The 23,519-nt window shown below is 58.5% G+C and carries 24 protein-coding genes, 2 tRNA genes and 1 pseudogene; 13 read left to right on the top strand and 14 right to left on the bottom strand.

Going from position 1 to position 23,519, the window contains the following annotated elements:
- Positions 1 to 9: 9 nt before the first annotated feature.
- Positions 10 to 1,011, bottom strand: coding sequence for an N-acetyltransferase DgcN (dgcN, locus tag ACR3EN_RS02675; protein WP_480819164.1), 1,002 nt, complete (start codon positions 1,009 to 1,011; stop codon positions 10 to 12).
- Between the two features lie 82 nt (positions 1,012 to 1,093).
- Complete coding sequence (locus ACR3EN_RS02670; RefSeq protein ID WP_480819165.1) at positions 1,094 to 1,294, bottom strand: hypothetical protein; 201 nt, start codon at positions 1,292 to 1,294, stop codon at positions 1,094 to 1,096.
- Positions 1,295 to 1,305: 11 nt separating this feature from the next.
- On the opposite strand from ACR3EN_RS02670, the gene ACR3EN_RS02665 reads away from it, so the two are divergent.
- Positions 1,306 to 2,268 carry an L-malyl-CoA/beta-methylmalyl-CoA lyase gene (locus ACR3EN_RS02665; protein WP_480819166.1) on the top strand — a complete coding sequence of 321 codons (963 nt, stop codon included), beginning with the start codon at positions 1,306 to 1,308 and terminating at the stop codon, positions 2,266 to 2,268.
- 49 nt (positions 2,269 to 2,317) lie between these two features.
- Here the strand turns inward: ACR3EN_RS02665 and ACR3EN_RS02660 are convergent, their stop codons facing one another.
- Both ACR3EN_RS02660 and ACR3EN_RS02655 read right to left on the bottom strand, forming a co-directional pair.
- A complete protein-coding gene (locus ACR3EN_RS02660; protein ID WP_480819167.1) occupies positions 2,318 to 2,899 on the bottom strand; it encodes a PA14 domain-containing protein in 582 nt (193 codons plus the stop codon).
- A gap of 115 nt (positions 2,900 to 3,014) precedes the next feature.
- Positions 3,015 to 3,467 (bottom strand): Lrp/AsnC family transcriptional regulator, encoded by a 453-nt coding sequence (locus tag ACR3EN_RS02655; RefSeq protein ID WP_480819168.1) that lies wholly within the window; start codon positions 3,465 to 3,467, stop codon positions 3,015 to 3,017.
- Positions 3,468 to 3,540: 73 nt separating this feature from the next.
- On the opposite strand from ACR3EN_RS02655, the gene ACR3EN_RS02650 reads away from it, so the two are divergent.
- Together ACR3EN_RS02650 and ACR3EN_RS02645 are read left to right on the top strand one after the other, a co-directional pair.
- Positions 3,541 to 4,134, top strand: a complete 594-nt coding sequence (locus ACR3EN_RS02650) for a LysE family translocator (protein WP_480819169.1) — start codon at positions 3,541 to 3,543, stop codon at positions 4,132 to 4,134.
- A 212-nt stretch (positions 4,135 to 4,346) separates the two neighbouring features.
- Positions 4,347 to 5,309 carry an acetyl-CoA carboxylase carboxyltransferase subunit alpha gene (locus ACR3EN_RS02645; protein ID WP_480819170.1) on the top strand — a complete coding sequence of 321 codons (963 nt, stop codon included), beginning with the start codon at positions 4,347 to 4,349 and terminating at the stop codon, positions 5,307 to 5,309.
- Positions 5,310 to 5,313: 4 nt separating this feature from the next.
- On the opposite strand, the gene ACR3EN_RS02640 is transcribed toward ACR3EN_RS02645, so the two are convergent.
- From ACR3EN_RS02640 to ACR3EN_RS02630, 3 genes and pseudogenes are all read right to left on the bottom strand, one after another.
- Positions 5,314 to 6,444, bottom strand: coding sequence for a lytic murein transglycosylase (locus ACR3EN_RS02640; RefSeq protein ID WP_480870323.1), 1,131 nt, complete (start codon positions 6,442 to 6,444; stop codon positions 5,314 to 5,316).
- A 112-nt stretch (positions 6,445 to 6,556) separates the two neighbouring features.
- Positions 6,557 to 7,204 carry a GntR family transcriptional regulator gene (locus ACR3EN_RS02635; RefSeq protein ID WP_480819172.1) on the bottom strand — a complete coding sequence of 216 codons (648 nt, stop codon included), beginning with the start codon at positions 7,202 to 7,204 and terminating at the stop codon, positions 6,557 to 6,559.
- A gap of 30 nt (positions 7,205 to 7,234) precedes the next feature.
- Positions 7,235 to 7,970: pseudogene (locus ACR3EN_RS02630) on the bottom strand (M48 family metallopeptidase).
- A 55-nt stretch (positions 7,971 to 8,025) separates the two neighbouring features.
- On the opposite strand from ACR3EN_RS02630, the gene ACR3EN_RS02625 reads away from it, so the two are divergent.
- Both ACR3EN_RS02625 and ACR3EN_RS02620 read left to right on the top strand, forming a co-directional pair.
- Positions 8,026 to 8,352 (top strand): TIGR02300 family protein, encoded by a 327-nt coding sequence (locus tag ACR3EN_RS02625; RefSeq protein WP_480532768.1) that lies wholly within the window; start codon positions 8,026 to 8,028, stop codon positions 8,350 to 8,352.
- A gap of 141 nt (positions 8,353 to 8,493) precedes the next feature.
- Positions 8,494 to 8,569: transfer RNA gene (locus ACR3EN_RS02620), tRNA-Ala, on the top strand.
- Between the two features lie 127 nt (positions 8,570 to 8,696).
- Here ACR3EN_RS02620 and ACR3EN_RS02615 read toward each other — a convergent pair.
- A complete protein-coding gene (locus ACR3EN_RS02615) occupies positions 8,697 to 9,497 on the bottom strand; it encodes a helix-turn-helix domain-containing protein (RefSeq protein ID WP_480819174.1) in 801 nt (266 codons plus the stop codon).
- Positions 9,498 to 9,662: 165 nt separating this feature from the next.
- On the opposite strand from ACR3EN_RS02615, the gene ACR3EN_RS02610 reads away from it, so the two are divergent.
- On the top strand, positions 9,663 to 11,120 hold the full coding sequence (locus ACR3EN_RS02610) for an amidase (RefSeq protein WP_480819175.1): 1,458 nt from the start codon (positions 9,663 to 9,665) through the stop codon (positions 11,118 to 11,120).
- Between the two features lie 16 nt (positions 11,121 to 11,136).
- Positions 11,137 to 12,711: an ABC transporter substrate-binding protein gene (locus tag ACR3EN_RS02605; protein ID WP_480819176.1), complete on the top strand. Its 1,575-nt coding sequence runs from the start codon at positions 11,137 to 11,139 to the stop codon at positions 12,709 to 12,711.
- A gap of 157 nt (positions 12,712 to 12,868) precedes the next feature.
- On the opposite strand, the gene ACR3EN_RS02600 is transcribed toward ACR3EN_RS02605, so the two are convergent.
- The 4 genes from ACR3EN_RS02600 to ACR3EN_RS02585 form a co-directional block, all read right to left on the bottom strand.
- Positions 12,869 to 13,891 (bottom strand): adenylate/guanylate cyclase domain-containing protein, encoded by a 1,023-nt coding sequence (locus ACR3EN_RS02600; RefSeq protein ID WP_480819177.1) that lies wholly within the window; start codon positions 13,889 to 13,891, stop codon positions 12,869 to 12,871.
- 3 nt (positions 13,892 to 13,894) lie between these two features.
- On the bottom strand, positions 13,895 to 14,254 hold the full coding sequence (locus tag ACR3EN_RS02595) for a group I truncated hemoglobin (protein ID WP_480819178.1): 360 nt from the start codon (positions 14,252 to 14,254) through the stop codon (positions 13,895 to 13,897).
- Between the two features lie 106 nt (positions 14,255 to 14,360).
- On the bottom strand, positions 14,361 to 15,191 hold the full coding sequence (locus ACR3EN_RS02590; protein WP_480819179.1) for a class I SAM-dependent methyltransferase: 831 nt from the start codon (positions 15,189 to 15,191) through the stop codon (positions 14,361 to 14,363).
- Positions 15,192 to 15,254: 63 nt separating this feature from the next.
- Positions 15,255 to 16,094 carry an alpha/beta fold hydrolase gene (locus tag ACR3EN_RS02585; RefSeq protein ID WP_480819180.1) on the bottom strand — a complete coding sequence of 280 codons (840 nt, stop codon included), beginning with the start codon at positions 16,092 to 16,094 and terminating at the stop codon, positions 15,255 to 15,257.
- A 253-nt stretch (positions 16,095 to 16,347) separates the two neighbouring features.
- Between ACR3EN_RS02585 and ACR3EN_RS02580 the strand changes: the two genes are divergently transcribed.
- Together ACR3EN_RS02580 and ACR3EN_RS02575 are read left to right on the top strand one after the other, a co-directional pair.
- Positions 16,348 to 18,585: a hybrid sensor histidine kinase/response regulator gene (locus tag ACR3EN_RS02580; protein WP_480843246.1), complete on the top strand. Its 2,238-nt coding sequence runs from the start codon at positions 16,348 to 16,350 to the stop codon at positions 18,583 to 18,585.
- On the top strand, positions 18,578 to 19,291 hold the full coding sequence (locus ACR3EN_RS02575) for a response regulator (RefSeq protein WP_480819182.1): 714 nt from the start codon (positions 18,578 to 18,580) through the stop codon (positions 19,289 to 19,291). Before ACR3EN_RS02580 ends, ACR3EN_RS02575 begins: the two co-directional genes overlap by 8 nt.
- A gap of 191 nt (positions 19,292 to 19,482) precedes the next feature.
- Here ACR3EN_RS02575 and ACR3EN_RS02570 read toward each other — a convergent pair.
- A tRNA-Gln gene (locus tag ACR3EN_RS02570) sits at positions 19,483 to 19,557 on the bottom strand.
- Positions 19,558 to 19,621: 64 nt separating this feature from the next.
- Here ACR3EN_RS02570 and ACR3EN_RS02565 point away from each other — a divergent pair.
- Complete coding sequence (locus ACR3EN_RS02565; RefSeq protein ID WP_480819183.1) at positions 19,622 to 19,867, top strand: hypothetical protein; 246 nt, start codon at positions 19,622 to 19,624, stop codon at positions 19,865 to 19,867.
- A gap of 32 nt (positions 19,868 to 19,899) precedes the next feature.
- Entirely contained in the window at positions 19,900 to 20,409 is a 510-nt protein-coding gene (locus tag ACR3EN_RS02560; RefSeq protein ID WP_480819184.1) for a ferritin, read from the top strand.
- Here the strand turns inward: ACR3EN_RS02560 and ACR3EN_RS02555 are convergent, their stop codons facing one another.
- Complete coding sequence (locus ACR3EN_RS02555) at positions 20,410 to 21,012, bottom strand: SH3 domain-containing protein (RefSeq protein WP_480843248.1); 603 nt, start codon at positions 21,010 to 21,012, stop codon at positions 20,410 to 20,412. It abuts the gene before it with no gap.
- Between the two features lie 55 nt (positions 21,013 to 21,067).
- On the opposite strand from ACR3EN_RS02555, the gene ACR3EN_RS02550 reads away from it, so the two are divergent.
- Positions 21,068 to 22,054: a 2-hydroxyacid dehydrogenase gene (locus ACR3EN_RS02550; RefSeq protein ID WP_480530787.1), complete on the top strand. Its 987-nt coding sequence runs from the start codon at positions 21,068 to 21,070 to the stop codon at positions 22,052 to 22,054.
- Between the two features lie 18 nt (positions 22,055 to 22,072).
- On the top strand, positions 22,073 to 23,470 hold the full coding sequence (locus ACR3EN_RS02545; protein ID WP_480819186.1) for an FAD-binding oxidoreductase: 1,398 nt from the start codon (positions 22,073 to 22,075) through the stop codon (positions 23,468 to 23,470).
- Positions 23,471 to 23,519: the final 49 nt, after the last annotated feature.

Raw genomic sequence — 23,519 nt, 5'->3', positions numbered from 1 at the left:
CCGTTCAAATCATATCGCAGCCAGCGCGTCGACCAGCTTGCCCGAGCCAAAGCGGAACGGATCGGTTGCAGGCAGGCCCATATCGGTCTCGATCTGCGCCAGATATGCCACAGCGTCTTCTTCGCTCATATGCTGGGTATTCACCGACACGCCCACAACCTGACAATCCGGATTGGCGACCCGCGCCAATGTCAGTGCCATATCGCGCAAGGCCTCCAGCGAGGGCTGCTGATATCCGGGCAAACCCCGCATATGCGTGCGCGTGGGCTCATGCGACAGGATCAATGCGTCGGGCTGCCCGCCATGGATCAGCGCCATGGTTACCCCCGAATAAGAGACGTGAAACAGTGACCCCTGACCCTCGATCAGGTCCCAGTGATCGTCGTCATTGTCCGGGGTCAGCCATTCGACCGAGCCGGCCATGAAATCCGCGACGACGGCATCCAGGGGCACCCCGTCGCCGGTGATCAGAATACCGGTCTGACCGGTGGCCCGGAAGGTGGATTTCATGCCGCGCTTACGCATCTCGGCATCCATCGCCATCGCGGTGTACATCTTACCAACCGAGCAATCCGTCCCCACCGCAAGACACCGCTTACCGGTCCGTTTGACACCATTGGCAATTGGATAATCGACCTCGGGGACCCGCACATCATGCAGCTTGCGCCCGGTGGCCTCGGCCACGGCGACCAGATCGGGTTCATCACGCAGCAGGTTGTGCAGGCCCGAGGCCAGATCAAAGCCCTCTTCCAGCGCCATGACCAGAACCTTCTTCCACTCCTGGCTGATCACGCCGCCCCGGTTGGCCACGCCAATCACCAAGGTCTTGGCCCCGGCTTCGCGCGCTTCGACAAGGTCCATGTCTGTCAGGCCAAGATCAGCTTTGCAGCCGTCCATGCGGTACTGGCCGACGGCGTTCTCGGGCCGCCAATCCTTGATGCCCACCGCAACCTTGGCAGCCAATTGGTCAGGCGCATCCCCCAAAAACAACAGGTAAGGTGTTTCGATCATCGCGCAGCGCTCCTTTGCTTCCGCTCCAAACTAGAGAACCGATTTGACGAGCTTTTCTCAAACTCTTTCCGCAACTCAATCCTTAGCGCAAATATTTTGCGTGATGGGCAAAGAATCCGGGACGATCTTCGAAGTTTTCAAACTGATCAATCTTTGAGCACCATTTGCGAGCTCCTGATTTTCTGTGCTGCACACGCATTGCCGCAGCTGCACAATCGCGCTTGCGTGCGTCCGCGCAATTTAATATCTCATCACCAAGAACAAACGTAATTTCATTACTCACGCGAGGTCCAGATGAGTTTCCGTATCCAACCTGCCGCTCCGGCGCGGCCCAACCGTTGCCAGCTGTTCGGGCCGGGCTCGAACACCAAACTGTTTCCCAAGATGGCAGCATCGGCGGCGGATGTGATCAACCTCGATCTTGAAGACTCGGTCGCGCCCTCGGACAAGGATACCGCTCGCGCCAACGTCATCGAGGCGCTGAACACCGTGGATTGGGGCAGCAAATACATGTCAGTCCGTATCAACGGGCTGGATACGCCGTATTGGTACCGTGATGTGGTCGATGTACTGGAACAGGCGGGCGACCGGCTGGATCAGATCATGATTCCCAAAGTGGGCTGTGCTGCGGATGTCTATGCGGTCGATGCGCTGGTGACGGCGATCGAACGGGCCAAGGGCCGGAGCAAGCCGATCTCATTCGAAGTCATCATCGAATCCGCAGCAGGTCTGGCGCATGTCGAGGAGATTGCCGCCTCTTCACCGCGTCTGCAGGCCATGAGCTTGGGCGCCGCCGACTTCGCCGCGTCCATGGGGATGCAGACAACGGGCATCGGTGGAACGCAGGAAAACTACTACATGCTGCGCGAGGGACAGAAGCACTGGTCTGACCCGTGGCATTGGGCGCAGGCTGCCATCGTCGCAGCTTGTCGGACCCATGGCGTGTTGCCGGTGGACGGGCCGTTCGGCGATTTCTCGGATGATGAGGGCTATATCGCACAGGCCAAACGCTCGGCCACGTTGGGCATGGTTGGCAAATGGGCGATTCATCCGAAACAGATTGCTTTGGCCAATCAAGTATTCACCCCGTCGGACGAGGCAGTTTCGGAAGCCCGCGAAATTCTTGCCGCGATGGAGCAGGCCAAAGCCAATGGCGAAGGCGCGACCGTCTACAAAGGCCGTCTGGTCGACATCGCTTCGATCAAACAGGCCGAAGTGATTGTGGCGCAGGCAGAACTGATCGCAGCCGGAGGCTGAGCACAGAGCGGCGCCCGAAAGGGCGCCTCTTTTGGATTATGATCCAGCCTCAGCGACCAAAGGCATTGTCTGGCGTCCAGGACAGTTTCTCGCCGCTCTTGCCCCATTTCATCATCAAACACGACGTCGCGTACTTCTGATAATAGAAAATCTTGAGCTCATACCAGCCAGCCTGGGGGACTTCGACCTCAGTTCGCTGGTTGGCATTGCAGGGTTGACGACCGATCACTTTTCCGACCAGTTGACCCCCGATATATGCTTCAATGCCGTCGTTAGACCAGGTTTCAAGCTCATATACTCCAGGCGCATCAAATTTGATGTAGCCAGAGATATCGGCGGCGACGTTATAATGCTCGGTATGGGTCAGGACCGGGTCACCTTCGTCAGTATCCCGATAATCCAGCCCCTTTAGCGGCTTTCCGGCTTCCGAACCGTCCTGAAGCAGCGTTTTTGCTGCAGAGATACTGTTGATCCCCGCAGGCGGGGCACCGGCCCATGCGTATTTCACGTTCAGCCCTGCCTTGGGGCTGGGTTGCGGACTCGCGGGTTTCAATTTCAGCGGCTCCGACAAAGCCGCGCCGGCGATCAATGCGATCGCAGCGGCAAGCGCTCCGACTCGAACAAGTGTCATGGTTTCCTCCCAGTGTTTGGCCTTCGCGCGTTTGAACTTCGTCGGCAGGCCTTTTAGATGACACTATGATGTGAGTTTTAGCCCTGCAAGACAGTTAAAGATCACAATTCAGGCGTCATGCCCGCATGTCCTTGGGCGAACCCATCACGACATAGGATGTGATAGACGTGACATGCGGCAGGGTCCCCAGCACCTCGGTATGGAAGGTTTTATACGAGGGCAGATCGGCGCATTCCACGCGCAGCAGGTATTCAATTGTGCCAGTGATGTTGTGGCATTCCACCACTTCCGGCGCGCTTTGCAATGCCTTCTCAAAACCCTCCTGTGCGGCTTTGGTATGCTCTCCCAGACCAACCCCGATATAGGCCACAAAGCCGATCCCCAGCGCCGCGGGATCCAGGACCGCGCGGTAACCGGCGATCACGCCCGCACGCTCCAGCTCTTGCACCCGGCGCAGGCACGCGGATGGAGACAGCCCGATACGCTCGGCAAGGTCGAGATTGCTGATGCGCCCGTCATGAGAGAGTTCGCGCAATATCCGGCTGTTTATGTCATCTATTTTCGCCATTTATTGCGAGTTTATCCGGTTAACGCACTAATACGCAATTTCATTTGGCCAAAGCTGCGGGATTATCCACCGTATGACCTATGAGATCCTATTGGCGCTGATCACTTTTGCATTTGTCTCGTCGATCACGCCGGGACCCAATAACCTGATGCTGATGGCGTCGGGTGCGAATTTCGGGTTCCGCAGGACAATCCCTCATATGCTGGGAATCGGACTGGGGTTCACCTTCATGGTGCTGTTGGTCGGGGCCGGGTTGGTGCAGGTTTTCAACCGGTTTCCGCTCAGCTTCACATTGCTGAAGATCGCTTCGGTTGTGTACCTGCTGTATCTTGCCTGGAAGATCGCCCATGCCGCCCCCGCCGAGTCGGATGCGCAGCGCGGGACTCCGATGACGTTTCTGCAAGCTGCAGCCTTTCAATGGGTCAATCCCAAGGCGTGGGCGATGGCGCTCACGGCGACCACAGCTTATGCGCCGGGTCACACCGTGTTGGCGATCGTCTTCGTGGCGCTTGTATTTGGCGCGGTGAACTTGCCATCGGTCAGTGTCTGGACGGTACTTGGCCAGCAAATGGCTCGGTTTTTAACAAATCCGAGGCGGTTGTTGGTGTTTAACTGGACGATGGCCGCCCTGTTGCTGGCTTCGCTCTATCCGGTGCTGTGGCCCTGAAAGCCTGCCCGGGCCTATGGGCCTTGAATGGTGCGTGGTCGGTCCTTCACGCGTTTGATCCGCTCGCAGCGCATTCCGCGTTACCTGGCTGTGGTTTCCTCTTGCGACGTTGGCAGTGTTTGCACTCCTATCCCCCGTCGAAGATCTTTGCCGAGTTGCATCCGCGCCGACCTTTAGTCATATAGCAGGGAACTTCCGCGTTGAGAGGCGTCATGACCCAGTATCTGGATTTCGAAAAACCGCTGGCCGAGATCGAAGGCAAGGCCGAGGAATTGCGCGCGCTGGCCCGCGCCAATGAAGAGATGGACGTGGCCGAAGAGGCCGCCGCGCTGGACGCCAAGGCCGCCAAGCTGCTGGACGAGCTTTATGCCGATCTGACCCCCTGGCGGAAATGTCAGGTGGCGCGCCACCCCGAACGCCCCCATTGCAACGATTATGTCGATGCGCTGTTCACCGAGTTTACGCCTCTGGCCGGGGACCGGAACTTTGCCGACGATCTGGCGGTGATCGGCGGTCTGGCGCGGTTCAACGACCAGCCGGTGATGGTGATCGGTCATGAAAAGGGTTCGGACACCAAATCGCGGATCGAACGGAATTTCGGCATGGCCCGCCCCGAGGGCTATCGCAAGGCCGTGCGCCTGATGGAGATGGCGGGGCGCTTTGGCCTGCCGGTGATCACCCTGATCGACACTGCCGGGGCCTATCCCGGCAAGGGTGCCGAGGAACGCGGCCAATCCGAAGCAATTGCACGGTCGACCGAGATGTGCCTGAAGATCGGCGTGCCGCTGGTGTCGGTGATCATCGGCGAAGGCGGCTCGGGCGGTGCGGTTGCATTCGCAACCGCGAACCGCGTGGCGATGCTGGAACATTCGGTCTATTCTGTGATCTCGCCCGAGGGCTGCGCCTCGATCCTGTGGAAGGATGCCGAGAAGATGCGTGAAGCCGCCGAGGCGCTGCGTCTGACCGCGCAGGACCTCTATAAACTGGGTGTCTGCGACCGGATCATCACCGAACCCAAAGGCGGCGCCCATCGTGACCGCCCTGCCGCTGTTGAATCGGTACGCGCAGCCATCGCCGCCATGCTGAAAGAGCTGGACGGCAAGGATGCGGCGGCCCTGATCAAGGACCGCCGTCAGAAATTCCTCGATATCGGTTCCAAGGGTCTGGCGGCCTAAGCCGTCAGCCGCCCAGACGCCGCAGCAATTCAACCGATGGCGTGCCGGTCACGGCCATGCCATTGGCGCGCTGATAGCCGCTGATCGCGGCCTCGGACTTCTTGCCGATCACCCCGTCCGCACCCTGCGTGTCATACCCGGCGGCGGTCAGGCGGCGTTGCAACTCCTTGCGATCCTCCAGCGTCAGCCCGTTCTCATCTGGCCCGAACGAAGCCCGAAACGGTGCCCCCCCGGCAATCCGGTCAGACAGGTGTCCCACGCCAATCGCATAGCTGTCTGAGTTGTTATAGCGCTTGATCACCTGAAAATTGCGGAACACGGCGATGCGCGGTCCGGGCGTCTGCGGCTGCAGAACAGCCACCGGCGTGCCGGAAACCGTACCGGCCTCGCCCCCCCAAGGTTGCCCGCGCACCCAACCGGCGCGGGCCAGATAGGCGGCTGTTGAGGCCAGCGAATCCGCCGGATCCTCGGACCAGATATCGCGCCGCCCGTCGCCGGTGAAATCCACCGCATAGGCCAGATACGAGGTCGGGATGAACTGCGTATGCCCCATGGCACCGGCCCAGCTGCCGGTCATGTTGGCAGGGCTCGTGTCACCCTCCTGAATAATCTTCAGCGCCGCCACCAGTTGCTTTTCAAAAAACGCCCCGCGCCGCCCGTCATAGGCCAGCGTCGATGTGGCCGAGATCACCGGAACATCCCCGCGCCGCGCGCCGTACCGGCTTTCCAGCCCCCAGACGGCAACGACCACCTCTTTGTCGACGCCATACCGCGCCTCGATCTGCGACAGGGTGCCCGCATGGCGCACCATCATCTGCTTGCCGGTGCTGATCCGTTCATCCGAGGCGGCAATGGCCAGATAATCCTCGAGCGAGCGTTTGAATTCGACCTGATTGCGATCGCGTTCGATCACGCCAGGCAGATAGCCCGCGCCCTGAAAGGCCCGATTGAGCGTAGACTGTGAAATGCCCTGAGACCCGGCGCGACTTTTGAAGCTGGCGACCCAGGCATCATACCCTGCGTTCGGGACGGTACGCATGCGGCTTGCGGGGGCGGAACTTGGCGTGCTGCCGCCAGAACAGGCAGCCAGCAGGCTTGCCCCAAGCCCGGCGGAAAATGTGCGACGATTGATCATGGTTGAAATCTGCTCTTGTTGTGATTTGCGAACAGATTACCCCAGCCGGGTCGCGCAGACCAGCGACGCGATACCCGAAATCAACAGGCTTGGCAGATGGGCAAAATGCCGCTCAGGTTACAAGCAGGCGCAGGCCTTGCGTCACATCTGAACGAACCGCCAGCCGCAAGCCCGGTTCATCCCCGGCCTTGAGGGCAGAGATAATCAGGCGGTGATGGTGCGGCGGCTCGGTGCGCCTGAGTTTGCCATAGAGCGCGCGCATCGTCGGGCCCAGCTGCAACCAGACAGTTTCTGCCATCGCCAACATCGCCGGGGCTTGTGCCCTTAGATACAGAGTGCGGTGAAACTCCAGATTGGCGCGGATATAGCCCACCGCATCGCGTTTCGTGACCATCTCGGCAACGCTCATGTTGATGCTTTGCAACCGGTCGATCAGTGCCATATGGGCGCGGGGCAGGGCGCGGCTGGCCAGCTCGACCTCAAGCAGTGCCCGCAGCGCCGCCAGTTCCTCGATCCGGTCTCGGCTGAGTTCGGGCGTCGAGACCCGCCCAGAGGTGGATAGCGATAGCGCGCCTTCCGCCGCTAGTCGCCGCACGGCTTCACGCGCGGGCGTCATCGAGACGCCGAATTCCTTGCCGATCCCGCGCAGGGTCAGCGCCTGACCGGGCGCGATTTCACCATGCATGATGCGGGATCGAAGGGCGCGATACACGCGATCATGAGTGGCAGTGTGCGAGTCGGCGGTGCGTGTGGTCAACATGGGCTTATGTGATCACAAATCCCGCGCAGGTCAACCGCTGGCCTCGAACCGGTAGCGGTGCAGCTGCGTTCCGTGCTCGCGCAGCCAGCGCCGTGGCGCTTTGTATGATCCATAGATGCGCTCAACCTGAGCCCAAAAGGCTGCCGAGTGGTTCATTTCGGCCAGATGTGCCACCTCATGCGCGGCCACATAGTGCAGCACATCGGGCGGTGCGAGGATCAGCCGCCACGAGAACATCAATCCCCCGGCAGAGGTGCAGGACCCCCAGCGCGAACGCGTATCGCGCAGGGTCAGGGTGTTGTACGGGCGGCCAAGCATCGCCGCATAGTCATCGCAGGCGCCGCTCAGCCGATCCCGGGCCAGCTCTTTCAGGAAACGTGCAAGACGGCGCGCTTCGGCCCCTTTGGGAACAGCAATCGCATCGCTGCTCAACTGAACCCGTCTGCCCGCAGCAGGGACGATTCGGCGTTCTATACCTTCAATCGGAATCGTTTGCCCGAATTGCACAAGCAGGGTCTCTGGGCGATCGTCCAGATGCCCCCTGATCCAATCCTCTTTCTGCTGCGCGAAACTCAGCGCCTCGGCCTCGGCGACACCGGTCGGGTAGGTCAGCGTAACCCGCCCGTCCAATTGGGAAATCCGCAAACTGATCCGCCGCGCGCGCCGATTTGCGCAATGTCAGCGGCACCGGAGGCCGTCCCGGCAATGCGTGTCGCCCCATAGGCCGATCTCCTTCGCGCAAAGGCTTTGACAGTGCCTGCCGCATGTGGCAGGTGACCTGAATCATTGTTGAGATTCACCTGATATCAAGGGGATTTGATATGCCCAAGGAAGAATGGGGCGTAAAGCGTGTCTGCCCGACCACCGGCAAACGCTTTTACGACCTGAACAAGGACCCGATCGTCAGCCCCTACACGGGTGAGGTCGTGGAACTGGAAACCGGCAAAAGCCGGATGATCGCTGCTGATGCGGAAGACGCGGCCTCGGTCAAAGCGCGCGAAGCGTCCTCGGACGAAGATATCGTGTTGGACGATGACGACAATGTCGATGTCGAACTGGACGATGATCTGTTGGACGACGATGACGACGACGGCGACAACGTCTCGCTGGACGACATCAAGGATATGTCGTCGGAAGACGAGAACTGACAGGACCCGAGGCGGCCCTTGCCGCCTCGTCCCCCCCCTTGGGGCGCAGGCCGAAACTTTTTGCGCGTTTCGATTTTTAGGTCTTGCACTTGTTTGCTACGTCTCATAAACGTCCGTCCACCGCTGCGGCGGTACCTGAATGGGGCCTTAGCTCAGTTGGGAGAGCGCTTGCATGGCATGCAAGAGGTCAGGGGTTCGACTCCCCTAGGCTCCACCAAATCCCGCAATTTCATCCATCGCTCCAGGCATCGCGCGCTGACAGGTTGTGCCGCTATCTGGCTTGTTTGTGAGAGGACGTGTGGCAAGGCCGTTCACGCTAATGCTGGGCTGAGCGCCCCCGGGCATCACATCGTTATAAAGCGATGCGCCGACTGTGCGCCAAGATCAAGCGCGCTGAAGACGTCAGGTGGCACTGCCGGAGAACGGACGTCCAGATTACCGCACTTCTTCAATTCCTGTTTCATGTCGATCGACTTGCCCAGGTATTTCCAGGCCGCTTTTGATGCGAATGGCATGCGCCTGTGGCTTGCCGTGGTTCCGAAAGTCAGCCCGGTCAGCAGGTTCAATTCGTTGCGATAAGGCGCATAGAGGATCGTTTCGACGACCGAATCCCGTGTCAGCACTTCGAATTCGGAAATAAACAGATATCGCTCAAGATACGTCACCATACCCGAATATTTCGAAATCACGCGTTTGCCTCTGGCTGTCGGTCGGGAGCGTTCGATGGTTCGAGAAAACACGTAGCCGTCTTGTTCGTTCAGACGGACAAGACTGCAGAACACATTATCGGGGGATTCCGACGAGACAAAGTAACTGCGATAGTAGCCCGTGTATTTGCGCAACTGGCGTGGATTGCCGGGGAAAGCGCGCGCGATCAGAGCGTCGGCTTGCATTGGCAATTGCCGCAACGGCTCGTGATCCGAGTTCTGGTATTTGGCGGCGAACTGTGCAGGCTCAAGGAACAGATCATTGGCCTCGACGCGCAGATGTTTGGAGATGCGGTTCAGATTATAGGCCGAAGGAACAGAGGCGCCGCTGAGATACTTGTTGAACTGCTGCCGGTTAACCCCAATCGCGCGACAGATCTGCGATGTCGATTCGTGAAACCCACAGATATGGCGCAGGTTCTCTGCGAAGTTACTCATGGCCAGGCCCCGGTCACCTGTTAGGTATAAACAAACTGCTGCAATCTATATGCTACTTTATGCGGTATGGCGCAATACCGCATAACAGGGTTTAAACTCAACAAATCGCCACCCCAATGAACAGCGGCTAGCCTGTCATTGGAAATAAACTGTTTGGGAACTGGTATGCAGCTGGAAGAATATAGCGGTTATGACGCGATTGGGCTTGCTGATCTGATCGCTCGTGGTGAGGTTTCGGCGCAAGAAGTGCAGCAAGCCGCGCGCGAAGGCCTGGAGCGGCTGAACCCGGCGCTGAATTTTGCGCCGCATATCATCCCCGGTCCCGAGGCGGGGCAACACCGTACAAGTGGCCCTTTTGACGGCGTACCATTTGCGTTGAAGAATCTCGATCATGGTTGGGCGGGGCTTCCCAGCTCGATGGGAAGTCGGATTGGGGTTGGATATCAAGTGCGCAAAGATTCGGCTTTTGCGTCGCGCCTCAGAGCCAGCGGTCTGAAACCGATCGCGATTACCGCTTCTTCAGAATTCGGGATCAATGGACTGACTGAACCTCTGTCGGATGGTCCCTGTCGCAATCCTTGGAACACCAATCTGTCGACCGGCGGATCAAGTGGTGGTGCGGCTGCGGCTGTGGCCGCGGGGGTCTTGCCCATGGCGCATGCAAGCGATGGCGGGGGGTCCATTCGGGTTCCGGCGGCATGGTGCGGGCTGGTGGGTTTGAAGCCGTCGCGCGGGCGCAATCCGCTGGGCGGTGCCCTATCGACCGATGGCAGCAGTTGGATCAGTGCGCAGCACGTCGTTTCAAGAAGTTTGCGCGATACCGTTGCGGCCCTTGATGTCACCGCAGGTCCGGTGCCGGGTGACTACGTGCCGTTGCAATCGCCTGAACACAGCTTTGTGTCGCAGCTGTCGAAATCGCCTGGTAAGCTGCGGATTGCTGTTGCAATTGATCAGCCGGGCGGTCCGGCCGTGGACCCCGAATGCGCCGCCGCCGTGCGCAAGACGGCGAAGTTGCTGGAAGATCTGGGCCATGATGTGGAAGAGGCGTGCCCCCGGATGGACTATCCGCATGTGCGCGATCTGTGTTTCGAGCTGTTCCTGCCGGGTATGATCGAAGGGATCGAACGGATCAGCGATCAGACCGGCCTGCCGCTGGGTCCTGAGACGCTGGAGCCGCAAACTCTTGCAACGCTGGATGCAGGTCGCAGGATGTCCGCGCTGGCGTTCAAAAAACGGTTGACCGAGCTGTCGGCCCTGTCACGGATGATGGGGGCCTTCATGTCGCGGTACGACGTATTTCTGACACCGACCGTGACCCAGCAGGCGCCTGAACTGGGCCTGTATTCCGGCCATGTCTACAGCGACACCTCGACAGACTTCTGGAACCGCGAAATGGACCTATATGCCTTTTGTGCGATTTTCAGCATCTCGGGCCAACCGGCGTTGAGCCTGCCTTTGCACACGACCCGGGCCGGTCTGCCGATCGGCGTTCAATTGAGTGCCGCAATCAATGGCGAGGCCACGCTGTTCCGTCTGGCGGCGCAGCTAGAGCAGGCCAATCCATGGTCTGAACGGCGGCCTGATATTCATGTTGCCCATCATAACGTAAATGAACCCGCCTGATACAGGAGAGCAAAAAATGTACCGTCCTTTGACTTCAGACCTTTCGCGTCGTCATTTCCTGCGAAACAGCCTGGCCACGGGGGTCATGGCCGCCGGCGCTGGCGCTTGGCCGGGTATCTCGCATGCACAGGAAACGCCCAAGAAAGGCGGGACGCTCAAGATCGGGTCGCGCCATGGCTCATCGACGGATACAGTGGATCCGGCGCATCTGGAGAACGGATTTCAGACCGCTCTGACCCGCGCGTTCAGCGATACTTTGACCGAAGTGGATGCGGACGGGAACCTGATCGGGTCGTTGGCGACCAGTTGGGAGGCCTCTGCCGACGCGAAAGAATGGACATTCAATCTGCGTCAGGGCGTCGAATTCCACAACGGCAAGAGTTTCAAGGCCGAGGACGTGATTGCCTCGCTCAACTATCACCGCAGCGAGGATTCAACTTCGTCGGTCCGGCCGCTGATTGACCCGGTGAAAGAGATCATCAAACTGGATGATCACACGATCAGGTTCGTGTTGGAAAGCGGCAATGCAGATTTCCCGTTCAATCTGGACACGCCGGGCTTCATGATCCTGCCCGCCGAACCGGATGGCAGCATCAATTGGCGCGCGGGGATCGGTACCGGCGGATATATTCTTGAAGAATACAAGCCGGGCACATCGGCGACGTTGAACCGCAACCCCAACTACTGGAACCCGGATCGCGCCCATGCTGATCGCGTCGAGCTGTACACAATTGCGGACTCGACGGCGCGATCCAACGCTTTGTTGACCGGAACGGTTCAGGTGATCGATCAGGTGGCGCTGAAGACGGCGGATCGGTTGGCGAGCATTGCAGGTATCACAGTGGAAGAGACTTCTGGCCCGCTGCACTACACCTTCGCGATGCTGACCAAGCAAGCGCCATTCGACGATGTTAACGTGCGGAAAGCTTTGAAACACGCGCTGGACCGTGAAGAGCTGCTGGACAAGGTTCTGCAAGGCCGCGGGACCATCGGCAATGACAACCCGATCGGACCATCCTATCGGTACCATGCATCGGATATCGAGCAAAACAGCTACGATCCCGACAAGGCCAAACACTATCTCAAGAAGTCCGGCCTTTCAGAGCTTGAGGTCAACCTGTCGGCGGCCGAAGCGGCGTTTGCCGGCGCGGTGGATGCGTCAACGCTGTATCAGGCGCGTGCGGCGGACGCGGGCATCAAAATCAACGTGGTGCGTGAGCCAAATGACGGATACTGGTCCGAAGTGTGGCTTAAGAAACCATTCTCGGCTGTCTATTGGGGCGGCTACGCCACCGAAGACACCATGTTCACCACCGGCTATCACCCGACCTCGTCGTGGAACGATACCAACTGGGATCATGAGAAATTCAACGCGCTGCTGCTTGAGGCACGCGGAGAGTTGAACGAAGAACTCCGCCGCGAGATGTATCGCGATATGCAGATCATATTGCGCGACGAAGGGGGCACCGTCGTTCCGCTTTTCGCCAACAATGTGATGGCACGGAATGCCGATGTCGGGCATGGCAAGCTTTCCGCTGCAAGCTCGCTTGACGGGGCCCGCGTTGCTGAGCGTTGGTGGGTCAACACGTAACCGACGACAGGTGCGGGGGCGGCCTTTGCCCCCGCACCGCTTGCCGTTTTGGCAAGCAAACCAGCGGTTTCAATGCTTTTCGTGACGGGTGTGACGGAAACAAGACCGCATTGCGCCGCGACAAAGACGGTCAGGATCAGGCGGGGTATGCGACAGGTCAGCTTGCGTCGGTCAGGCGCCAGACATCATGCTCTCCGAAGCCGCGGATCAGTTTTGGCCCCAGGTCCTCCAGATCGAACTGGTCTTTGAGCACTTGGGCCACCTCGTCTTGTACGGTGATCGACATCGGATCAGAAAACTCCTGCAGCCGTGAGGCAAGGTTCACGGCGGGTCCGAATATATCGTAGACATATTTCTGGATTCCGACGACCGACCCCACGACCGACCCGGACGCCAAACCGATGCGGCAGCGCCATTGATGCGGGTGGCTCAGGTTCCGGCGGTTGAGGTACCGCACAAAACGTATGGCAGTGTTTGCAATCGCCTTGGCGTGATCCGGGGTCGGATCCGGAAGCCCTGCCACGGTAATATACGCGTCACCGATGGTCTTGATGCGTTCACAGCCGAACTGTTCGCCGATCCGGTCAAAAGCGCTGTAGATGTCATTCAGTTCGGTGACGGTCACGCTTGGATCCTGCGAGGCGACCATGTCGGTGAACCCGACAAAATCCAGCATCAGAACGGACACTGGATCATAAAGCTGCGGCGTGACCACGCCGAAGGTCTTGAATTCCTCGTAGACCGCGCGCGGCATAAGGTTCAGCAGCAGCTTTTCGACCTGTTCTTTTTCACGCTTCAGTTCGCGCGTGTTCCGTTCAACCATCATCGAATAGGAATCGATCATGGATTCCAGCTCTTTGATGCGGGTGATGTTCTGGCAGACAAGAACCAGAACGTCGTCATGCGCGACCGTAAAGTCGAGCGCGATCACCAGCGTCCGGCGTTTCTTTTTGAAGCTGATCTCAGACGTATGCCGACCGGTCTCGGTCAAACTATTCTCGACGGCACGGATTTCCAGATCAGGAAAAAGCTGCTGCAGCTCGTCCGATTGGGTATCGCTGCCGAACCATTCGTCAAACGTGTCATTCCGAAAACCGAACCGCAGCGTCCGGCGATCCAGAAGGGCAACACCGACGCCAATCGCGCGCAGCAGTTGTTCATTGATGGCTTCGATGGTCATGATCTACCTAACAATCAGGGGGCGTCGTTTCTCGAATTCCGCGACCACCGCCGCGATATCTTCTTCGGCGACATCGTGTTTTTTCAAAGCCCCGTGCAACACCGTTTCCAGTTCGTCGAAATGGGCATTCGTGATTTCCAGATGAGAATGCAACTGGCGCAGTTGATTGTCCGTGTAAGAGGCAGGACCACCCAGCAGCGACGCGATGAACTTGGTCTGGTGATCGACCATCTTCGTCATGTCCACATCGTCGAAGAACGGTCCGACCTCATCATTGTCCAGCAGTGTATCGTAGAATGAGATCACGATTTTGCTGATCTTGGAAAACCCGCCATACTTTTCGTATAATGTGCGTTCAACCATCGTTACGTCCTTTCTAACCAATACAAAACACATCCGTTCAGCGGTGCCTGGTGTTCAACGCATCCGGGCATGTTTGCCAGAACGCGTTGAACACCACGATATTGCGTCAGCGACGCTGTGCAATGATCTCGGCATATTCGGACGAGATGCACAGGGCGCCATTTGTGGATATATCGAATTTTTCGATCAAAGTCATAATGTCGCTGTGCAGGTCCGCCTGACCTGCGGGATCCAATGCATCAAATGCCTTTTGCATGGGGCCGTAAAAAGTGCGGAAATACTCGACAAAATGGTCTGCAGACCGGTAGCGGAACATGAAGTTCTTGCGTCGGAAAGAGGTTACTTCACACGCCGTGCCAAAAGCGTCTTCGATCCAGTCACGGCTGCCCCACAAGGCGGGCGAGTTCACGCCCGTTGGCGGCGGAACGTGTTTGCCAATGGTCTTGAAAAGCAGCCCGATAAAGCTGTCGGGTGTCCAGTTCGCCATGCCGATCTTGCCACCGGGTTTCACGACGCGCTGTAGCTCGGCTGCAGAGCGTTGCTGGTTGGGTGTGAACATTACGCCAAAAGTGGACACCACCGCATCGTAGGATTTATCCGAGAAGGGCAGGTTTTCGGCATCGGCAACCTTGTAGGTCACAAACAGACCTTCCGCTTTTGCGCGTTGGCTGCTGGCCTGCAGCAAAGTGTCGACGTAGTCTGTCGAGGTCACATCGCAGAACCGTCGGGCGAATGCCAAAGTGGCGTTTCCGTTGCCTGCCGCGACATCCAGAACCTTTGCGCCCGGAACCATATCCATCGCTTCGGCAAGCTCTTCGCCGGTGATCTGAAGTGTGACGCCGACCTTGCTGTAATCCCCTGACCCCCAGGCCGCATTCTGTTTTGCCTTGATGGCGGCAAAGTCGGTCGATGACGCGATTGATGATTGAATACCCATGTTTTCAGTTCCTTTTTTGTGTTTGCCGGTTTGACGCCAGCGGTTTCGGTGAGAAGGAAGGGATCAGGCGGCGTGTTGCTGTGGCCAACTGATCGTTGCAACGGGCCGCTCTGCGCAGGCCACGTGTTCAAGGATGCGCGCATTGATCCACTCCGGCTGGAAAACCGGCGCCATATGCCCAAGCTCCGGCAGCAGCGCGATCCGGGCATTCGGCAGCGCCTTGGCAATGGCCACGGCAGCGTGCTGCGCGATATCGGGGGACTCCAGCCCTGTCATAACCAGCGCGGGCACTTCGATTGCGGCGAGGTCCTTCAACGCCCATGTCTCTGCAAAGCCATTGGCAAAATCGGACATGACGGACGTGATCAGACCGGCAAAGCGGTTTTTCGCTGCTGCAGGCAGGGTGTCCCAAAAGCCCCGGTGGTTCCAGAAGTCCAGAAAGTGCTGCATTCCGGCGGCGGCGTCTCCGTCAGCTGCGGCGGCGGTCAACAGACCACGCACCAAGCGGATTTGCTGGAACAGCTCTTGGCTGCGTTCGTTTCCGTGTTGAAGGAAATGAAAGGCCGCGGGCTCGTACAGCGTCAGGCTTTTGACAAGGTCTGGGCGCATCAGCGCGACCTTGATCGCGACACCGCCCCCATTCGAGTGACCGACCAGATGCACGGGGCACCCGAAAGCTTCAATCTTGCGGATGACCGGCAGCGCGGAAACGGCCATACCCTGCTGAGAGGTATCAGCTGCCATCGGAGCAGCGCCATAGCCAGGCAGATCGAAGGCATGAACCTCAAAGCGCCCATCCAGATCCGAAGTCAGCTGGGCCCATTGGCCACTGTTTGAAGCGGAAGAATGCAACGCGACAATGGGTGCGTTGCTTGTTTCAGAGGACATAAATGAAATGGTCATCGTTCTTACCCAATTGCATGTGTGATGGGCAATAAATGGCCTTTCATTGTTTCAATGTGATTTCTGAAAGTGGGGCCGAGTGTTTCAGTTGTAGCTCTGTGAACCAGGTCACACAGCGCGCTATCTGTTTCGAAATAAATCAGGAATTCGGGCGCGACCGGCGGGCGGGCCTGCCGGATGAAACAATTGAAACACAACTGGCCGATTTTGAAATGGCATTGAAACAATGATATCTTAGAAAATCAGGATGACGATGGACATGGCGAACGATCTGGAAGAAATCGAGAAGGCGAGGGACCTTCTGCGCGATGCCATTGAATCCCTCAAGGAAGGCTTCGCCCTTTATGACGACGACCGTCGCCTTGTCATGTTCAACCAGCGATATGCGGAAATGAACAAGGGGGTCTCGGACTTGCTGCAGCCGGGGCTGGACTGGGAAATTCTGATGCGCGAGACAGCGCGCCGGGGCATCTATGCTGACGCGATCGGAAACGAGCAGCAATGGGTCTCGGACCGGCTGGAAAACGGGATCGAGTTCATTCAGGACTATGAACTGACCGAAACGGATGGGCGAACATATCTTGTTTCTGTTCACCCCACGAAATTTGGCGGCTTTGTCGTCACGCGCGAGGATATTACAGAGCGCAAACAGGCAGAGTTCGAAGAGCGTGACGGCGATCTTCTGATCCGCAAGGTTCTGGATGCCAGCGCGGCAGTCGTCACTATGGCGCAGATCGGAGATGGCCAGATACTGTATCGCTCACCCGCTGCGCTGCAACTGTTCGGCCCCTGCAAGTCTGCAAAAGAACATTACCGTAATCCTGAAGAGCGCGCGGATTTCGTCACGCTGTTGCTGGCGGACGGGCGCGTTGACGATTACAAACTGGATCTGGTGAACGCCTCGGGCAAAACCTTCCCTGCGTCAATTTCTTCGCAGTTGATCGACTACAAGGGTGAAGAGGTTGTTGTCACCAGCATCATTGACCTGACCGTCCAGAAGGAAGCCGACGCGCTGATCCGGCAGGTCATGGAGGCCTATCCGGCCGCGATCAACATGACCCGCGCGGATACCGGCGAGGTGCTTTTTGCAACGCCTGAGATCAAGGATTTGTTTGGTGAACGCGATAGTTCGACGTCATATTATGCCAATCCCGGGGATCGAGAGCTTTATCTGAAAGACCTGCGACAGGCCGGGGCGCTCAGGGATCGGCGGATGCAGTTCATCGACGCAACCGGGCGCAAGTTCTGGGGTGCGGATTCTTCGCGTTTGATCGAATTCAATGGCGAAGAGGTCATCGTGTCGAACACGCGCGATCTTACGGATGAGTTGGCCGTTGAAGCAGAGCTTGAAAAGCAACGCGAGCTGGTTTTCCAGAACGAAAAGATGTCGGCACTCGGCGAGCTGCTTGCCGGCGTGGCGCATGAGCTCAACAACCCGCTATCGGTGGTTGTGGGGCATGCGCTTATGCTCAAAGAAGAAATAACAGACCCGGATTTAACCGCCAGAATAGAAAAGATTGGTACGGCGGCAGAGCGGTGCGCGAAGATCGTCAAAACATTTCTTGCGATGGCGCGTCAGCAGCCTAGCAAAATCGAACAGGTCGATATTGCAAGCCTCATCGAGACCGCCGCTGATGTGGCAGGCTATGGCAGTTCGTCGGGTGAAGTCCGCATCGAACAGAATCTGCCTGCGGATTTGCCGCCGATTGCGGGCGATGCCGATCAGCTGACCCAGGTCGTCCTGAACCTCATAATAAATGCAGAGCAGGCCATGACCGCGTCAGGTGTGGGCGATCGGATCGTGTTGTCGGCCAAGGACCATCCCGATACCGCAATGGTGGAACTTACGGTCGAAGACAATGGACCGGGCATTCCCCGCAACATTGCCCCCCGGATTTTTGAACCGTTCTTCACCACCAAAGAGGTTGGCGATGGAACGGGCATCGGCCTGGCGTTTTGCCACCGGATTATCCTGTCGCATGGCGGTCATATCCGCCTTGATCAGGGCGCAGGAGCCGGCACCCTTTTCCGGATCACCCTGCCCGCCGCCATGCAAGAAGATCACCAAGCAGAAGAGGCCAGCCAACCTGTACCCGAACCCGCAAGACACAGGGCGCTGGTAGTGGATGATGAGGTCGAAGTGGGCGAGTTGCACGCCGAAATTCTGAGAAAAGAGGGGCTTCAGGTCGATCTCGCCACATCCGGAGAGGACGCGTTGATGCGTTTGCAGTCCACCAGATACGATGTGCTGCTGAGTGATCTGAACATGCCGGGCGTGGATGGCCGCAAGATCTACGAAGCGCTGCGGGACCGCTTTCCTCATATGCTGGCGCGAACCGCTTACATCACCGGCGACACGATGGGAGAGAGCTCGCTGGGCCTGTTGCAGGAATCCGGCCTGCCCTACCTTGAAAAACCTGTCTCTCCGTCAGAGCTTCGGACACTCGTTGCAAAGCTGCTTGCCGATCAGAAGGACCAACAAGATGGATGAAACCAAAACCCACGTTCTGGTCTGCGATGATGAGATTGATGTCCGCGAAATGCTTCAGGAATATCTCAGCAAACGCGGCCACACCGTCTCGGCCGCGTCCGGCGGTGAGGAGTTGCGGGCGATTGTTTCGGCAACCGACGTGGATGTCATTGTCATGGACATCAATATGCCAAAAGAAGATGGCCTTTCGATCCTGCGCTCGCTTCGACCGGAAAACACCACGCCTATCATAATGCTGACTGCGGCGGGTGACGTCGTTGATCGGATTATCGGCCTTGAAATGGGCGCTGACGACTACCTGGGTAAACCGGTCGATCTGCGTGAGCTGGAGGCCAGGATCAAGGCGTTGCTGCGGCGTGGCGCGCTCAATGCCTCAGTTGCACCTGTCAGCTCGGACGGTGGCTGCGCAGTTTTCGGCCAATACACGCTAGACACCGAGGCGGCGAAATTGCTTGCACCGGATGGGTCAGAGATTCAGTTGACCGCGATGGAATACAGGCTACTCAAGGTCTTTGCTGACAATCGCGGGCGGGTTCTGAACCGTGATCAACTATTGGAGCAAGCACACGACCGGTCTTGGGATCCATTTGACCGAAGCATAGACATCCGGATTTCAAGACTGCGGCGGAAGATCGAAGCCAACCCCGAAAAACCCGAGATCATAAGAACGGTCCGCGGAATCGGCTATCTGTACGATCCGAACTAACGACCTTCACGCGCATCGGAATCGGGTTGCGCCTCAATGTCGATTGGCTCGCCCTGTCGCGGCACGCTGCGCTCAAGACAGCGTTTTATTCCCAGCACAGCGACACAGCGGACGCCCAACAAGGAACATCGCGAACAGTTCCCGCCGAATCATGAGATCGGTACGAGAGCGTTGATCTGTCGTTAGATAGATGGCTGGGGTGGTAGGATTCGAACCTACGATACACGGTACCAAAAACCGCTGCCTTACCACTTGGCTACACCCCAACGGTGAGCGGCTATCTACGACTGTTGGTTTCAGGGTTCAAGGGCTTTTTTGGACAAAATTAGCATGGACCCGGAAATTGCTTTTACGCAAGCGCCTGTGCCGATGCGCTTTGATCCTGCGGCGGACAATTGGTTTCCGGGGGTTCCGGGTCAGGGTGTCTTTCGAGCGGGTATATTGATCGCCGAAAACAGATTTCCGCGCGAAACTGCGAGTGATACTCAATGGCGAAAACACTTGGTTAAGATGATGTTTTTGCGAAAAAATCTGGCGCCTTATGTTGAGGCCAAGCCGCCGACGCCCTATCTTTGATGCAAACGCCATCCAGTCCGAAGGAGCAAGCGATGAAACTGAATGAAAGAGTCGCCAAGGCGCTGAACAGTCAGATCAACAACGAGCTGCATGCCTCGTATACTTATCTGGCAATGTCCGCCTACTTTGAGGCGCAGGATTTACCGGGTTTTGCCAGTTGGTTTCGCGCGCAATCAGCCGAAGAGGAAACGCATGCCATGCGGATCTTCGACTTTATGGTGAAGCTGGGCGCTCGGGTTGAACTTGATGGGATCGCCAAGCCACAGGCGGACTACCTGTCCGCCGTTGATGTGCTTGAACAGGCACTGGCGCAGGAACAGACAGTGAGTGGGCAGATCAATTCTCTGTTTGCTTTGGCGCAGGATGAGAAAGAGTTCAGTACTCAGAATATGTTGAACTGGTTTCTGGCCGAACAGGTCGAGGAAGAAGATGTGATATCTTCGATTCTGGACAAGGCAAAAGCGGCGGGTGACAACCGCTGGAACCTTCTGCTTCTGGATCAGGAATTGGGCCAGCGGGGTGGCGCAGAAGCTGAGGCCTAGCTAGTCGCGGATCTCGCTTGGTTCTACCCCCCAAAGGTTGCTTTTAAGGGTCCAGCCGCGATATCCGCCCGCCGAAATGCGGCACCAGTCGAGGGTGCAGCTGCCCAGGCGGGCCACGACCCCGGTTTCGAAATGTGCATTCACTTGCGAATTGGGGTCCGGGTTGGCGTAAACCGGCAGCATGTCGGATTCGATCAGGACTGTGCGCACACCGGACAGCAATGCATAGTGGACCCAGCCCCCGGCGCCGTCGCGGTCCTGGACCCTGCGCCAGTTGCCGTACTCGGCCGTGATCTGCAGCGGCATGCCACGCCGTTTGAACACCCAGTCGATTCGATGGGTCAGCGATGGGCCGCGGCGCACGTTGCCCTCAGCCGCTTTCATAGAGACGTAGCGCGGCAGCGGCAGATTCGTGACAGGGCCGCGTGTGCCCTGTGCGAATGCGGTAGCCGCAGCAAACGCCAATACAAACGCTGCAACCCCCGCCACCAAACGGCGTTTCACTGAAAACCTGACACTCACTGCCTGCTCTTGCTGCCTGTTGACCGTGTTTCGAAAAAAGGTCGGGCCTTTGGCCCTTGGGGTTCTTGTGCCCCGTGTCATCCTGCGCCACGATGCCATGGCGCGCGACTGTTTGCAAAGCGGTAGGAGGGCTGAGGTGCCAAGAGAACGTCTGAGTGTTGTCGTTACGCGACGGTTGCCCGAGGCAGTGGAAACCCGGTTGAGTGAGCTGTTCGACGTGCGCCTGCGCGACGACGATACCCCCATGACGCGCGATCAACTGGTCGCGGCGGTGAAAGAGGCGGACGTGCTGGTGCCGACCATCACCGATACGATCGACGGCGGTATTCTGGGGCAGGCCGGCGAAAATCTGCGCTTGATCGCAAACTACGGGGCCGGGGTTGATAACATCGACGTGGCGACGGCGCGGCAGCGGGGCATTCTGGTCTCGAACACGCCCGGCGTGCTGACCGACGATACCGCGGACATGACCATGGCGCTGATCCTGTCTGTGACGCGGCGTATCCCCGAGGGGCTGGGCCTGATGCAAAAGGGCGATTGGGAAGGCTGGGCGCCGACCGCGTTGCTGGGCGGCCGGGTTGGCGGCCGTCGTCTGGGCATTCTGGGCATGGGTCGGATCGGGCAGGCCGTAGCGCGGCGGGCCAGTGCGTTTGGGATGCAAGTGCACTACCACAATCGCCGCCGTCTGCGCCCCGAGATCGAGCAAGAGCTTGAGGCCACTTATTGGGACAGTCTGGACCAGATGGTGGCGCGGATGGATGTCATCTCGATCAATTGTCCCTCGACGCCATCTACCTTCCACCTGATGAACGCGCGGCGGCTGAAGCTGATGAAGCCTTCGGCGGTGATTGTGAACACCTCGCGTGGTGAGGTCGTGGACGAGAATGCGCTGACCCGGATGATCCGCGCGGGTGAGATCGCGGGGGCGGGGCTGGATGTTTATGAACACGGCACGGATGTGAACCCGCGTCTGCGGCAATTGCCCAATGTGGTCCTGTTGCCGCATATGGGCTCGGCCACGTTGGAAGGGCGGATCGAGATGGGTGAGAAGGTAATCATCAATATCAAGACCTTTGAAGATGGCCACCGGCCGCCGGATCAGGTTGTACCGGCGATGCTTTAGGCCGGAAGGGGAAAGACGATGGTGCAGGCATCCACTCTGCCACGGAATGAGGCCGGGATCGAAACGGCTTTGGGGATACTGAAGCAACGGTTCGGGGATCGGCTGCAAACCGGTGTGGCGATCCGCGAACAGCACGGCCACACCACCACCTGGATCGAGAACCAGAGTCCCGATGCCGTGGTGTTTCCACACACGACCGAAGAAGTTGCCGAAATCGTCCGAACCTGCGCCGCGCATAAGGTGCCGGTGATCCCGTTTGGAACCGGTACCTCGCTTGAAGGGCATGTGAATGCGCCCGCTGGGGGCGTGTCGGTGGATCTGAGCCAGATGAACAAGGTTCTCGCCGTCAATGCGAGCGATCTGGATTGCACCGTGCAGCCCGGCGTGACCCGCACCGAACTGAACACGCATCTGCGCGATCAGGGGCTGTTTTTTCCCATCGATCCGGGTGCTGACGCCTCGTTGGGCGGAATGGCGGCCACCCGTGCCTCGGGCACTAATGCGGTGCGGTATGGCACGATGAAAGACAACGTGCTGAGCCTTGAGGCCGTTATGCCCGACGGGCAGATCATTCGCACCGGTCACCGGGCGCGCAAATCCTCGGCGGGGTACGACCTGACGCGCCTCCTGATCGGGGCCGAGGGCACGCTGGGCATCATCACCGAGATTACCCTGCGGCTGCAGGGCATTCCCGAGGCGATCAGCTCGGCCCGCTGTTCTTTTCCATCGGTGGATGCGGCCTGTCAGGCGGTGATGATGACCATCCAATACGGCATTCCGGTCGCCCGGATCGAACTATTGGATCAGATGTCTGTCCGTGCGGCCAACGCCTATTCCGGGCTGACACTGCCGGAAACGCCACTGTTATTGCTCGAATTCCATGGTTCGGAGACAGGTGCCGCCGAGCAGGCCGAAACCTTCGGCCAGATCGCCGAAGAGTTCGGGGGCACGGATTTCGCCGCGACGTCGACGACCGAAGAACGCAATAAGCTGTGGCAGGCGCGGCATGATATGTACTGGGCCAGCCTGCAGCTGCGCCCCGGTGCGCGCGGGATATCGACCGATGTCTGCGTACCGATCTCGCGTCTGGCTGAATGCGTCACGACGGCTCAGGACAAGGCGCAGGAACTGGGCTTGCTGGCCCCGATTGTCGGCCACGTGGGTGACGGGAACTTCCATACCTTGGTGCTGGTCGACATGGACAGCCCGGTCGAAGTCGCGGCAGCGGACGAATTTGTCGGCTGGCTGAACGATCTGGCGATTTCGATGGACGGTACCTGCACGGGCGAGCATGGAATCGGTCAGGGCAAGCGCCCCTATCTGGTCAAGGAATTGGGCGCGGCCACGGCCTATATGTCGGCGATCAAGGCGGCGTTGGATCCTGATAACATCATGAATCCGGGCAAGATTCTCTGACCATTCGGTTGGCACACGGCCATAACAACGCCTCAATTATATGTGAATG

This window comes from Ruegeria sp. G7, from assembly GCF_056535465.1.
The sequence above is the reverse complement of the archived record's forward strand: the minus strand, read 5'-3'. Positions and strand labels throughout refer to the sequence as shown.